This is a genomic window from Pectobacterium carotovorum, from assembly GCF_033898505.1.
Lineage (GTDB): Bacteria > Pseudomonadota > Gammaproteobacteria > Enterobacterales > Enterobacteriaceae > Pectobacterium > Pectobacterium carotovorum_J.
In genome coordinates this window covers 2,590,618-2,603,433 of the sequence record NZ_JAXAFK010000001.1, presented here as the reverse complement: position 1 = coordinate 2,603,433, position 12,816 = coordinate 2,590,618, and the positions used below count along the sequence as shown (strand labels likewise).

The following is a 12,816-nucleotide window of genomic DNA, read 5'->3' as shown; positions in this document are numbered from 1 at the left end:
GGTCAACATTTCACCTAATGCTTTAACCTTACCGCCAACTGGCGGTAAACTGGCGGAATGATTTTTTGACCGATTTTCACTGTAGGCGCTCGCCCGCAGGCGTATCGATTCTGTTCCCTCTTTTTCAGTGAGCTAACTGGCCTATGACGTACCTCAAATTCTTGGGGATTGGGTTTATTTGTGTGCTGTTGCTGTCTTTTTGGCAAAGCTGGGCGCAGTCAACGCGCAACGGTGAAACGTTTAGTGGGCAAAGCTGGTGGTCTGCCAAGCGTGATTCTTCTGGCTTAGCGCCGAATCCTGTGCAATTTCGCCAGACGGCTATCGTGCAGGTTTATGCTGCACCGACCTACGGCTGGCGCGGGCTAGTGGCCGTACATCCGTGGATCATTTTCAAGAAGGCGGGGGAAACCCAATATCGCCGTTATGAGGTAGTGAGCTGGGGGAGCGATAACGTTGTCCGTCTGAACCGTTCGGCGGCGGATGCGTATTGGTACGGGGCGATGCCGAAGCTGTTGGTGGAGCACCGTGGCGACAAGGCGGAAGCCATGATCCCGCAGATTGAGGCCGCGATTAAAAGCTATCCGTGGCCGAATACTTACCACGCCTGGCCGGGGCCGAATAGCAATACGTTTCTCGCGCATATTGGCCGCGAAGTGCCGGCGCTCAAGCTGGATATGCCAGCTAATGCCATTGGTAAGGATTACCGCCCGATCACGCGTCCGGTTGGACTGTCGCCGTCGGGAAGCGGCGTGCAGATATCGCTGCTGGGCGTGCTGGGTATCACGATGGGCATTGAAGAGGGGATTGAGGCCAACATTCTGGGGCTGAACATGGGCGTGGATATGAACCCGCCAGCGCTGCGTTTGCCCTTTGTTGGCCGTCTCGGCTATGAAAAAACGGGTAGTGAAGAAGGTTAAGCGTAGAATCTCCTTCTTACGTTCCGCACTGTCGCAGGTGTGTCAGCAGATTAGCGACTTCGGGTTGCAGAATCGCGCCGGATTTCACGCCCAGCCAGAGCTGGCGTGAAGCCCACTCGTCGGAGAGGTTGATGGCACGCAATCCGGTACCGAGCACTTCTGGGCGAATTGCTCCCTCCGGCAAGACGCTGATCCCCAGTCCCGCTTCTATCATGCGACAAATGCCGTCAAAGCTGCTGACCTGCACCCGCAGGCGCAGCACTCTCCCCAGCTCATCCGAGGCATCTTTCAGCTGTTTCAGCAAGGAACTGCCGTTATTGAGGCCGACATAGTCGTAGCCCAATGTGTCGTTAAAACTCACCTCTGACCGTGCGGAAAGCGGGTGCTGGGGCGGAACGAGCACGACAAGCTTATCCTGACGATAAGGGATCTTGTCGACCCCCTGTGACCCGACATTGTCCGCGAAGATGCCGATATCGGCTTCTCCCATCGCCAGCGCCGTCACCACGGTTTTACTGAGCTTTTCCTCCAGGTTAATACGAATGAGCGGTCGGGCCAGCAGGAATGACGCCAGATCCTGCGGAAGAAACTGAATAATCGCCGAGGTATTTGCCCACATGTGTACGTGGCCGCGCACGCCAACGGCATAGTCATTCATTTCGCTCGCCATGCGCTCCACGTTGCTCAACACATTGCCTGCGAGATTCACCAGTTCCTTACCTGCTGGCGTTAACGTCAGGCCGCGCGGCATACGTATAAACAGCGCACAGTCCACGGTACGCTCCAGTTCGGCGATACGCTTACTCAGGGCAGAAAGCGTGATGTGGAACTTCTCTGCGGCTTTGGTCAGGCTGCCGGTCTGGGCAACCTGTAAAAAAATGCGCAGCGACTGGAGGTCAAAGTGCGTCGGGTTAATCATGGTGTATCGAGCGTCCTCAGCAGGGCAGAAAAGTAAGTCAATTACCGGCGTATTGATACCGCGCAGCATGCGGACACATTTCTTATGTCACGCTGTAATTTAGCACAGCAGAAGGTTTTCCTGACAGGAAAGGGTCATTGACTATTCAGTGATTATCAAAAGACCCTGTTACTCCTAGGATGTGAAATGTTTGATGTAAGAGGGAGCTTGGAAATGCCATTTATCGATCATATCGATCACCTCGTATTGACCTGCGTTGATCTCGCGGCGACCCGACATTTTTATGTCGAGGTGCTGCAAATGCGGGAAGAAACGTTTGCAAACGGGCGCGTCGCTTTTCATTTTGGCGATCAGAAAATCAATGTGCACCTGCGTGGAGCCGAGCATGAACCAAAGGCGCATCTGCCTGTGCCGGGGTCGCTCGATCTGTGCTTGATTGCGTCGGTGCCGCTTGAGCAGGTTATCGCGCATCTGGCGCGTTGCCTCTGGCCAATCACCGAAGGGCCAGTGATGCGTACCGGCGCCACACAGCCAATCCGTTCTATTTACCTGCGCGATCCCGATCTTAATCTTATTGAAATTGCGGAATATTTATCCTAAAGCCATCGTCTGTCTACCAGCCTGAAACGCGGTTCTCCAGATTGTCTTGTTATTTATAGGTCATGCACTTTTATGTTTAGCTTAATGATGTTCAGCGATATTGTGTTGTGTTTGCTTTTGGGCGTTGGGCTGGGATTTTGTGGGGGAATGTTGGGGATTGGCGGAGGGATTATCGCCATTCCGATTCTGGGCGTACTTTTCGGGATGGATCAGCATCTAGCGCAGGGAACGGCGCTGGTGATGATTACGCCTAACGTCCTGATTGGTTTTCTGCGCTATCGCCAGCGTAACCGTATTGATACGCGCATGGCATTGACGATGTGCGCATTCGCGACGGGGTCTGCCTACTTTGCCGCTCACCTTGCTTCATCGATTGATGTGCACAACCTACAGCGTGCGTTCGCCACTTTCTTGCTGGTGCTGGCCGCGTACTACATGTGGCAGTGGTATAACAAAAAACGCAGCCAAACGCCGGAGAAGGTACTGTCGACCAAATATCTGCCGCTGCTTGGTGTCGCGAGCGGGTTTATGTCGGGCATTTTTACCGTTGGCGGCGGTTTGGTGGTGGTTCCCGCGCTGGTCACGCTGTTTGCCTTTGCGCAAACGCAGGCGCAGGGTATGGCGCTGATTCTGGTGGTGCCGGGCGCGCTGGCGGCGCTGCTTTCCTACTCGCAGGCAGGGAACGTTGACTGGAGTATCGGCTTACCATTGGCGTTGGGAGGCATTGTCAGCGTGTCCTGGGGCGTCGCGGTTGCCCATAAACTGCCCGTCGTTTATTTGCGAGGTGCCTTTTGTCTGGTGCTGGTCGGCGTGGGTATCACCATGCTGGTGCTGAAATAATGGCGTGAAACATCATCGATATCGCCCTTAATTCCGATTTATTCCTTTAAATAGAGAGGCATTCGGCCTAAAGTTTTCAGCGCTTTCTCCGTTGATAGGTAGGAAGTGATGCGGTTAGCGTGAATAATTTCTCCGCTTCCTACCGCTGCTGGAACGGCCCGAGCGAAGCAGGGTCGGCGTCCCCTCTTAAGCCCAATCTGAATAAGGCGTGATGTATGAGTCTCGTGAGCTATCTAGGAAAGCAAACTCTCGGTGTACTGGCGGGTTATAAGCAGGATGGCGTGGTCATCCATATTTGCGGCGTCTATCCCAATGCGGATAACAGCCTGCGCGTTTTTTTCCCACACGGGCATGAGTTTGCCGTTGGCGATCTGGCAACTATCCACCTTGATAACCGCTCCGGGGTTGATGAATTTGATGCCAATATTCAGGTTTATCGTGCCTCTTATAAAGGGCGCGTCGTCGTCAGCGACGGAGATTGGGTGGTGCTGGAGCCGAGAGAGTGTCAGCTTCTGCACGGTTTCACGCCTGTGCTGGATATCCGCGAGCCGGGTTACCAGTTTCCACAAGATAATCGCCCGTCAAAGCCGGTACCGCTGACGCCGATGGTCGATTTTCCACCAACGGAAAAGCAGGATTTCACTAATAAGGTCGGCGTACTCATTACGATGGCGGAAGAGCAGCCGCATACCACGGTGCTGGCGTTCCTGTCATCGGTGGATAACGATATCTTCCTGATTACGTTCCCAGAAACCTTTAAATCTCAGCTGCTCAAACGCAATCCGCACTGCTTTTTTGCGATGGATGAGCGCAGCCATTATACCTTCGAGCGGGCAATTGAATGGAACTACACCCTTATTGAAGGGGAAGCGTTTATTATCGCGCGCGACAATCCGCTCTATGAAAAAGTGCGCCATGAATTTGTCACCAAGAACCCGTGGGAAATCGCCTTTTTCACGCGTCCTGATGTCGAGGTGTACCATATTAAAAGTAAGCAGCTCGTGTGCCCCGGTAATACCCAAGCGCTTAGCTAAAATATAAAAAACGGGATAGCACTGCGCTATCCCGTTTTATATCGGTAAAACGCTGCTTACATTGACAGGTCGATCACCATACGGCCGGTAATTTTCCCGCCTTTCATTTCAGCGAAAATGGCGTTGATATCTTTCAGCGGGCGACGCGTCACTTTTGGTTTCACTTTCCCTTCGGCCGCAAATTGGAAGGCTTCTTTCAGATCTTCACGCGTGCCGACCAGCGATCCCAATACCTGAATGCCATCCAGCACCAGACGCGGAATATTCAGATCCATTGATTCCGGTGGCAGACCGACGGCGACAATACGCCCGCCTGCGCGCACGGCATCGACTGCGGAGTTAAATGCGGCACGCGCCACGGCAGTAACTACAGCAGCGTGCGCGCCGCCCACGTTTTCCTGAATGATCTTGGCGGCATCGTCTTTGGCTGGATTGATGACCAGATCTGCGCCCATCTCTTTAGCAAAGGCCAGCTGTGCGTCGTTGACATCAATCGCGATGACTTTCGCGTTAAAGACGTTTTTGGCGTATTGCAGCGCCAGATTGCCCAATCCGCCCAGACCATAAATGGCGATCCACTGTCCCGGTTTGATTTGCGAGACTTTCACTGCTTTGTAGGTTGTCACGCCCGCGCAGGTAATACTGCTGGCTGCGGCAGAATCCAGACCCTCCGGCACTTTTACCGCGTAATCGGCAACGACGATGCACTCTTCAGCCATTCCGCCATCAACGGAGTAGCCCGCGTTTTTTACCTCGCGGCACAGCGTTTCGTTACCGCTATTGCAATATTCACAGTGACCACAGCCCTGATAGAACCAGGCTACGCTGGCGCGGTCGCCGGGTTTCAGTGAGGTTACGCCAGGGCCCACTTCTTTGACGATACCGATACCCTCATGACCGAGCGTGATGCCGGTAACATCGCCAAAATCTCCGTCTTTGACGTGCAGGTCGGTGTGGCATACGCCACAGCATTCCATTTTTAGCAGGGCTTCTCCGTGCTGGAGTGGGCGCAGTGTTTTGTCCTGAATCTCAACGGTATGATCCTTCGTTACGATGGCTGCTTTCATTCGTCTTCCTTTTACTGAATGTGTTGTGGGGTTAATGTATTTTGTTCTACCTATAAAAGAGTACACGCTGGCCGAAAAGTTGATTAATCAGGAAGTGTTTAATTTTGTTACAAAATGATAGGTGGTTGGTGAGCGAGTAATGGCGAGGGAATGCCGTTTTCAGTAGTTTTTATGATGATTAACAGAGCGGCGCGTCCGTGCGGCCGTGTTATTGAGAGCGGTTATGCGGGGTCCTGAGGTTTTTCTTTGGGCTCCAAAGCCCATTCCACTTTGCCTTTACCGGTGTTTTTGGCCTGGTAAAGTGCGACATCCACGCGTTTCATAAAGTGTTCGGTAGGTTCCTGCGGCTGTTTTTTACCGGCCCCAATGCTGACTGAAAGATGGTGCATATTCTTGATAATGATTTTGTTCGCATTTTTGAGTACTTCTCTTGCCAGCTTCTCTGCCCGATCCTGCGTTCCTGCATACAGAATAATCGCGAACTCTTCGCCACCTATTCGGGTTGCGACGATCTCACTGTTATCGAAACGGGAAAGAATATGGCCGAACTTGCTTAATACTTCGTCGCCTTTCGTATGCCCATATTTATCGTTAATGACTTTGAAATTGTCGATGTCGATAATAAATAAATAGGGTGTTTTCGCTTCGAGTTTTTTTAATTCGTTAATAAAAAACCGACGATTAGGAAGCTGTGTGAGTTCATCGCTGAATGACTGTATTCTGGCTTCGACATACTTATTATTGATTTGCTGTATCAGGGTATAGACACCAAACCCGACGCCAAACATACCAATAATTCTCAGCAAATCCTCAACATAATACCCAACCAGTCTGGGCTGATAGATAAACTCATCCATAAAGTCAAACGTGGCTGAGCATATCCAGACGTGCAGCCCGAGGCGAATGGATAACGCGGAGGTATGGTTCAGTGATATTTTACTGGTACAGGACAGGATAAAAAAAAGAAAAACCAGCGCAATCGAGTCGGTATAAGAGCCAGGGTTATTATGCAACTGCTCCTGAAAGTCACGGTGCTTGAAGAATAAAAGATTGAATATAATGATCGACGCAGACAATAACAGGGCGAGCCTTACAGACGAGGAGGCTTTCTTATTTCTATCAATAAAATCGTGGTCATATTCTTTAAAAGGCATTGCGGATCTCCTCTTGCATCACCTTTCAATCCTATCATGAAACCCATTGAATACATTTAGCATCGTAGTGCCGAGCGGTATACCCCAGAGAATGACGTTGGCTGAGCTGATGTGCAAAAAGCAGACGCCCGATTGCTCAGGCGTCTTTACCGATTAAAAATCCGTTTTCAGTACGACGCGGTAGCGGGCTTTGCCGTCGCGTACGTGCTGGATGGCATCATTGATTTTTGACATCGGGAACAGTTCCGTCTGCGGCTTCACGTTGGCACGCGAAGCGAGCTTCATCAGAGAACGCAGTTCATGCGGTGAGCCGGTAGAAGAACCGGAAACGCTGCGGTCGCCCGCGATGAGCGTGAAGGCCGGTACGCTGAATGGCTTCATCACCGCGCCGACGGTATGGAACTTCCCGTTATAGGCGAGCGCGTTGAAGTAGGGCTGCCATTCCAGATCGACGCTCACGGTGTTGATGATGAGATCGAACTGGCCTGCCAGTGCGGTCAGCGCCTGCGGATCGCGGCTGTTGACGACCTTATCGGCACCCATCGCCAGCACTTCTTGCTCTTTGGCTGGGTTCGAGCTGAACGCCGTGACTTCACAGCCCATCGCGTGCAGGAGCTTAATCGCGATATGTCCCAGGCCGCCGATGCCGATCACGCCGACGCGGCTGGTCGCGGTGACATGATGCATTAACAGCGGTTTGAACACGGTGATGCCGCCGCACAGCAACGGACCCGCAGATTCGATATCAATGGAATCAGGAAGTGGGATAGCCCACTGCCAGTTCGCTCGGATCTTATCGGCAAAACCGCCTTTATTCAGGATCGTCGGCACGCTGCCTTGCTGACAGTTGGTTTGGCTGCCGCTGATACAGGCATCGCAGTGCCCACAGCTGCGTGCCGTCCAGCCAATGCCGACACGTTGACCAATCTTTAATCCTTTGTTCTTCGCCGCGTCGCCCAGCGCGTGCACACGGCCAATCACTTCATGCCCAGCAACCAGCGGATAGCTCGATATGCCCCATTCGTTATCGATCATCGAGAGATCGGAATGGCACACGCCGCAGTAATCAACCACAACTTCAACGTCTTCCGCCTGCAGCTCACCTGCATCAAACTCATACAACTCCAGCGCTGCGCCCGCTTCCGGTGCGGCATAACTCTTTATCATCGTCATCACAATCTCCTCAGTATGGGTTTGATTAACCAGTCTAAAGGGTTATGGCATTTTTCTCTATGTCACAACGTGCCTGTGGTTTTTCATTTTGTGTCGGAGGGCGATGGCTTGCTTTACCGAGTGCTTGATCCAGCCGAGTGGGAGCCTCAACTGCCGCATTCACAATGGCACCAGTCAGCTTGCGTTATTGCTACTGTAAGGTCTATCTCGATCCGAGTGACATCGGACAACAGTGTGTAGTAAACCAGGTCTGGCGGTTGATGAAGGGTGAATAAGTAAAGGCTTTCTACTGCTAAAGTGTAAGTGGATAACGAAACAGATCTACGGAACGCGTGAAGAAGTTCACAGCGATATTTTTGATTACACCGAAATTTTTATAAGAGTATGTGCCAGTATGGCTCGAGTGAACATTATGTCACTGGCGGAATATGAACATCAATATTATCAATGACTCAGAAGTGCATGGGCTATCCGTGGCGACTAACTAAGAGTACTGACTGAGCCAGATATAACTATTATGACTCTATATGATTGATTTACCTTACAGTAAAGATAGAATGTTATGACTTACCTGTCGGGGGGATGACATGAATATTCGGGAGTTTATAGGTCAGTATCGTAACCATCCTGTTCTTTTTATAGGGGCAGGCGTCAGTTTGAGGTATCTTAACAATTCACATACTTGGGATGGATTGTTAAAGCATATAGCTTTTGAACTGAAAGGGAATAATGAGTTTTACTTAGATATTAAAGCTGAATGCCAAGTTGATGGTAAATATAATTATGCTCTAATTGCTACAAAATTAGAAAAGGCTTTCAATCAAGCTCTTGGCGAAGATCGTAATGGTAAATTCAAAGAAATAAATGATTTTTTTTATGCTGAGATGGAACATGAAAATAATCTTAGTCGATTTAAAATTTATATCTCAAGGTTGGTTGGGGAGTTGAATTATAGAGATGAAAAACGGGAGGAATTAGCAGAGTTAAAGAAAATTAGAAAAAATATAGGTTCCGTTATAACTACTAATTATGATTGTCTTGTAGAGGATGTATTCAGTTTTGAACCGTTAGTAGGGAATGATATATTATTAAGTAATCCCTATGGCTCAGTATATAAAATACATGGTTGTAATAAAGATCCTTCTAAGGTCATTATTACTGAAGACGATTATTCTCACTTTGATAATAAATATGAGTTAATTCGTGCTCAGTTGCTCTCAATATTCATCCATAATCCGATTATATTTATGGGTTACGGGATTGGTGATGATAATATTAAGAGTTTACTTAAAACCATTTTCACCTATGTAGAGCCTAACTCTTTAGCCGCTCAAAAAATTAGAAATAATTTTCTTTTGGTTGAGTTTGAAAAAGATTCTGATTCTCATGATATAAGTGAACATGATATTGACTTGGAAGGTTTTTCGACAATCAGAATAAATAAGATAAAAACGGATGATTTTATTGAGATTTATCGTTCTTTATCAAATCTGAATTTACCTGTGTCTGCGATGGATATACGAAAGGTTCAAAGTATTGTTAAGGATATATACTCTGGTGTGCATGATGATGGTACAAGTATCAAAGTAAATATTACTGAAGACATAGATTCTCTCAATAATAGTGATAAAATATTAGTTATTGGTTCAAGTAACTCTATAAAATATGAACACAAAAATTCATCGAATTTTATGACGGATTACTTTGATATTATTGATGAATCCAACCATCAATTGTTGAGGCTCATTGATAAAATTAATATAGCGTCCACACAATGGTTTCCGATCTATGGCTTTTGCCTCATTTTTGCTGAACTTGATAAATGTGAAATTCTTAAATCCCAGCAAATAAGAAAAATTGACGAGTACCTTGTTGGCCTATCGGTTTCTGTTCAGACTGAGCATGATAGCTTAAGTAAGATATATTTCGATGAATCGATTACACGTACAAATAAAATCAATGCCATTATATGGTCTGCGTGGAATGATATGATTGAACTTGATGAAGTAGAGATGGTTTTACGCTCAATGCCAGATAAAAAAGGGACTGATTATAGACGTTTACTCTGTGTGTACGATTATAAAAAATATGCATGATGATTTTGTTTTTATGTTCCATGTGGAGGTTTTTAAAATTATTTATTCATTTTGATTTTTGGGGTGGAGTGTGAAATAAATATCAGTGAGCATTTTTATATGATATTAATGTCGATGTTGATTTTTAAAGTGATATCTGGATGCTTTTGTTAATCGATGTGAAGTAATGCAAGACTTTCGATTTTGACCGCTTTTTTATTTTGAAATCCCAATAAAATAATATCATTCATTTTGTTTTTAATGGTTGTAAATATTAATGTGTTATTTTAGATATACAATACTCGATGTTAGCTACCATTTGGATATGACTATATTATAACAAGTGTTGTAGTTTTGTGGCTGTTGGGCAGACCACATTTATAAATCGGAAAGTCTGATTTAGTGGCACAGTAAACTTGGCTGAGAGAGGATACTCGTCGACTGGTGGATGTGGATAATACAAAGGAAGCTAAATGGCTTCTTTTTTCGTTTCTTTGGTGTGCTAATGGATACAGTGCGAAGAACTGATAGCCTGAGATAGAGGCGAGCTTGCATCATCAAGCCACTTCCCCTAATCTGGCAAAAATTAAAGAGAAACAATCTACATGACTCGGGGTGCCCTTCTTTGTGAAGGCTGAGAAATACCCGTACCACCTGATCTGGATAATGCCAGCGTAGGGAAGTCACGGTATGCCCACCGGTTGCCGCCTTCTTCCACGCCGGTTGGGAGACTTATGAACACGCGACCCGCCGACTTTTTTGCCGCTCAGGCAGCAACCTCACTGACCCAATTCCGTTCCGCCTCGCCGCTGGTGCACTGTTTGACCAACGATGTGGTGCAATCTTTTACTGCTAACGTGCTGCTGGCGCTGAATGCGTCGCCTGCGATGGTGGTCGATCCCGAAGAAGCTGCGCAGTTCAGCGCGGTAGCCGATGCGCTGCTGATTAATGTCGGGACGCTGGAGCGCTCGCGCGCCGAGGCGATGCGAGCGGCGGTAAACCGCGCACATCAGGTGGGGACGCCGTGGGTGCTCGATCCGGTTGCGGTCGGTGGTTTGCGCTTTCGGAGTGAATTCTGTCGTGAACTGCTGGCGTGGAAGCCGGCGGCGATTCGCGGCAATGCGTCTGAAATTATGGCGTTGGCGGGCTTAGCCGCACAGGGGAGAGGCGTGGATAGCGCCGATGACTCGCTGGCAGCGCTTCCTGCTGCACGCGAACTGGCGCGGCAGGTTGGGACGATTGTTGCGGTGACGGGCGTGGTGGATTATGTCACGGACGGCGTACGTGATATTGCAGTGACTGGTGGCGATAGCATGATGACGCGCGTGGTCGGTACGGGCTGTGCGCTGTCGGCGGTGGTCGCGGGTTTCTGTTCTTTAGAGGGGGATCGTTTATCGCACGTGGCGGCAGCGTGCTATGTCATGTCGCTGTCAGGGCAGCAGGCGGCTTCGGTGTCGCAAGGCACAGGCAGTTTTATACCCAACTTTCTCGATCGACTCTATACCCTGCGCGCGGAGGATCTGGCATGAAGCGTATCAATGCGTTGACGATTGCGGGCACCGATCCGAGCGGCGGTGCGGGTATTCAGGCGGATTTAAAAGCCTTTTCTGCGCTGGGCGCTTACGGCACCTCGGTCATTACCGCGCTGGTGGCGCAAAATACGCGCGGCGTGCAGTCCGTTTACCGGATTGAACCGGATTTTGTCGCGGCGCAACTGGATTCCGTATTGAGCGATGTGCGTATCGACAGCGCCAAGATTGGGATGCTGGCGCAGACCGATATTGTTGACGCGGTTGCCGAGCGCCTGCGCCACTACGCGGTGCCTTTTGTGGTGCTGGACACCGTGATGCTGGCGAAAAGTGGCGATCCGCTACTTGCTCCGGAGGCGGTGGAATCGATCCGTCGTGAACTGCTGCCGCTGGTGTCCCTGATTACGCCCAACTTGCCCGAGGCTGCGGCGCTGCTGAATACGTCACCGGCCACCAACGAACGGGAAATGCGTGAGCAGGGGGAAGCGCTGCTGGCGATGGGCTGTCAGGCGGTATTGATGAAAGGTGGTCACCTCAGCGAAGCGGAAAGTCCGGATTGGCTGTTCAGTCGACAGGCTGAACCGCAGCGCTTTAGCTCCCCGCGCGTGAATACCCGTCATACGCACGGCACCGGCTGCACGTTATCTGCTGCACTGGCGGCGCTGCGACCGCGCCACGATAGCTGGAGTGAGACGGTCTACGCCGCGAAGGACTACTTACAGCAGGCATTACAACAGGCCGACACGCTGGAGGTCGGGCACGGCATCGGCCCCGTTCACCATTTCCATCGCTGGTGGTAAAGCCATAAGTAAATTGACTTGTACTTTGCGTGACATCTTTGCCAGTAATTTCAAACTGTGCCCTAAATAATTCGAGTTGCAGGAAGGCGGCGACACAGCGAATCCCCAGGAGCTTACATAAGTAAGTGACTGGGGTGAGCGAGGAAAGCCAACACACATGCAACTTGAAGTATGACGGGATAAATTAAGCGCATTTCGGCGTGACAGTGTGGGGGCATCCGGTTACTTTGCTGTGAATTCTTGGTGTTAATGTGAAATAGGGTGTGGGGATAACATATGGCAGGTTCTGCTCGCAGCGCGATGGCTGCCAAGGCGCTTCAGACGATACTCAATATCGGCCTGCTGGTGCTGGCGACTATTCTGGTGATTTTTTTAGTCAAGGAAACGTTCCATCTGGCGAAGGTGCTGTTGATCTCCAACGAGAAAGATTCCTCCTATCAGCTGATAGAAGGCATTGTGATTTATTTCCTGTATTTTGAGTTCATTGCGCTGATCGTGAAGTATTTCCAGTCCGGCTATCACTTCCCGCTGCGCTATTTTATCTACATCGGCATTACGGCCATCATTCGCCTGATTATTGTTGATCACAAAAGCCCATCGGATACGCTGATTTATTCCGCGGCGATTCTGCTGCTGGTCGTGACGCTGTACCTGGCAAACAGTAATCGCCTGAAACGGGAATAGGAGAAACAGGCATAGTCGAAACGC

Annotated in this window: 12 protein-coding genes and 1 riboswitch; of the genes, 8 read left to right on the top strand and 4 right to left on the bottom strand. The window is 49.6% G+C overall.

Annotated features, from left to right (window positions below):
- Positions 1 to 143: 143 nt before the first annotated feature.
- A complete protein-coding gene (locus tag R9X49_RS11665) occupies positions 144 to 917 on the top strand; it encodes a DUF3750 domain-containing protein (protein WP_319848497.1) in 774 nt (257 codons plus the stop codon).
- Between the two features lie 16 nt (positions 918 to 933).
- Here the strand turns inward: R9X49_RS11665 and R9X49_RS11660 are convergent, their stop codons facing one another.
- Positions 934 to 1,836, bottom strand: coding sequence for a LysR family transcriptional regulator (locus tag R9X49_RS11660; protein ID WP_319848496.1), 903 nt, complete (start codon positions 1,834 to 1,836; stop codon positions 934 to 936).
- Between the two features lie 213 nt (positions 1,837 to 2,049).
- On the opposite strand from R9X49_RS11660, the gene R9X49_RS11655 reads away from it, so the two are divergent.
- The 3 genes from R9X49_RS11655 (at position 2,050) to R9X49_RS11645 (ending at position 4,310) form a co-directional block, all read left to right on the top strand.
- Positions 2,050 to 2,436 carry a VOC family protein gene (locus tag R9X49_RS11655; RefSeq protein ID WP_319848495.1) on the top strand — a complete coding sequence of 129 codons (387 nt, stop codon included), beginning with the start codon at positions 2,050 to 2,052 and terminating at the stop codon, positions 2,434 to 2,436.
- Positions 2,437 to 2,508: 72 nt separating this feature from the next.
- The gene (locus tag R9X49_RS11650) at positions 2,509 to 3,276 is read left to right on the top strand and encodes a sulfite exporter TauE/SafE family protein (protein ID WP_241007282.1); all 768 of its coding nucleotides are present in this window, start codon (positions 2,509 to 2,511) and stop codon (positions 3,274 to 3,276) included.
- 215 nt (positions 3,277 to 3,491) lie between these two features.
- The gene (locus tag R9X49_RS11645; protein WP_319848494.1) at positions 3,492 to 4,310 is read left to right on the top strand and encodes a hypothetical protein; all 819 of its coding nucleotides are present in this window, start codon (positions 3,492 to 3,494) and stop codon (positions 4,308 to 4,310) included.
- A gap of 56 nt (positions 4,311 to 4,366) precedes the next feature.
- On the opposite strand, the gene adhP is transcribed toward R9X49_RS11645, so the two are convergent.
- The 3 genes from adhP to ahr all read right to left on the bottom strand — a co-directional run bounded on the left by adhP (position 4,367) and on the right by ahr (position 7,704).
- Complete coding sequence (gene adhP, locus R9X49_RS11640) at positions 4,367 to 5,377, bottom strand: alcohol dehydrogenase AdhP (protein WP_319848493.1); 1,011 nt, start codon at positions 5,375 to 5,377, stop codon at positions 4,367 to 4,369.
- A gap of 221 nt (positions 5,378 to 5,598) precedes the next feature.
- Positions 5,599 to 6,531 (bottom strand): GGDEF domain-containing protein, encoded by a 933-nt coding sequence (locus R9X49_RS11635; RefSeq protein ID WP_319848492.1) that lies wholly within the window; start codon positions 6,529 to 6,531, stop codon positions 5,599 to 5,601.
- Positions 6,532 to 6,684: 153 nt separating this feature from the next.
- A complete protein-coding gene (gene ahr, locus R9X49_RS11630; RefSeq protein WP_319848491.1) occupies positions 6,685 to 7,704 on the bottom strand; it encodes an NADPH-dependent aldehyde reductase Ahr in 1,020 nt (339 codons plus the stop codon).
- Between the two features lie 587 nt (positions 7,705 to 8,291).
- Between ahr and R9X49_RS11625 the strand changes: the two genes are divergently transcribed.
- The 4 genes from R9X49_RS11625 to psiE all read left to right on the top strand — a co-directional run bounded on the left by R9X49_RS11625 (position 8,292) and on the right by psiE (position 12,792).
- Positions 8,292 to 9,800, top strand: coding sequence for an SIR2 family protein (locus R9X49_RS11625; RefSeq protein WP_319848490.1), 1,509 nt, complete (start codon positions 8,292 to 8,294; stop codon positions 9,798 to 9,800).
- Positions 9,801 to 10,380: 580 nt separating this feature from the next.
- A riboswitch (TPP riboswitch) is annotated at positions 10,381 to 10,477 on the top strand.
- A 36-nt stretch (positions 10,478 to 10,513) separates the two neighbouring features.
- Positions 10,514 to 11,308 (top strand): hydroxyethylthiazole kinase, encoded by a 795-nt coding sequence (thiM, locus tag R9X49_RS11620; RefSeq protein WP_319848489.1) that lies wholly within the window; start codon positions 10,514 to 10,516, stop codon positions 11,306 to 11,308.
- Positions 11,305 to 12,108, top strand: a complete 804-nt coding sequence (gene thiD, locus R9X49_RS11615; protein WP_225085381.1) for a bifunctional hydroxymethylpyrimidine kinase/phosphomethylpyrimidine kinase — start codon at positions 11,305 to 11,307, stop codon at positions 12,106 to 12,108. Before thiM ends, thiD begins: the two co-directional genes overlap by 4 nt.
- Before the next feature lie 276 nt (positions 12,109 to 12,384).
- Positions 12,385 to 12,792: a phosphate-starvation-inducible protein PsiE gene (psiE, locus tag R9X49_RS11610; RefSeq protein ID WP_010305490.1), complete on the top strand. Its 408-nt coding sequence runs from the start codon at positions 12,385 to 12,387 to the stop codon at positions 12,790 to 12,792.
- Positions 12,793 to 12,816: the final 24 nt, after the last annotated feature.

Coding starts and splice junctions, on each gene's coding strand:
- R9X49_RS11645 (WP_319848494.1), top strand. CDS start 3,492: ATGAGTCTCGTGAGCTATCTAGGAAAGCAAACTCTCGGTGTACTGGCG.
- R9X49_RS11625 (WP_319848490.1), top strand. CDS start 8,292: ATGAATATTCGGGAGTTTATAGGTCAGTATCGTAACCATCCTGTTCTT.
- thiD (WP_225085381.1), top strand. CDS start 11,305: ATGAAGCGTATCAATGCGTTGACGATTGCGGGCACCGATCCGAGCGGC.
- R9X49_RS11665 (WP_319848497.1), top strand. CDS start 144: ATGACGTACCTCAAATTCTTGGGGATTGGGTTTATTTGTGTGCTGTTG.
- thiM (WP_319848489.1), top strand. CDS start 10,514: ATGAACACGCGACCCGCCGACTTTTTTGCCGCTCAGGCAGCAACCTCA.
- R9X49_RS11655 (WP_319848495.1), top strand. CDS start 2,050: ATGCCATTTATCGATCATATCGATCACCTCGTATTGACCTGCGTTGAT.
- psiE (WP_010305490.1), top strand. CDS start 12,385: ATGGCAGGTTCTGCTCGCAGCGCGATGGCTGCCAAGGCGCTTCAGACG.
- R9X49_RS11660 (WP_319848496.1), bottom strand. CDS start 1,836: ATGATTAACCCGACGCACTTTGACCTCCAGTCGCTGCGCATTTTTTTA.
- R9X49_RS11650 (WP_241007282.1), top strand. CDS start 2,509: ATGTTTAGCTTAATGATGTTCAGCGATATTGTGTTGTGTTTGCTTTTG.
- ahr (WP_319848491.1), bottom strand. CDS start 7,704: ATGACGATGATAAAGAGTTATGCCGCACCGGAAGCGGGCGCAGCGCTG.
- adhP (WP_319848493.1), bottom strand. CDS start 5,377: ATGAAAGCAGCCATCGTAACGAAGGATCATACCGTTGAGATTCAGGAC.
- R9X49_RS11635 (WP_319848492.1), bottom strand. CDS start 6,531: ATGCCTTTTAAAGAATATGACCACGATTTTATTGATAGAAATAAGAAA.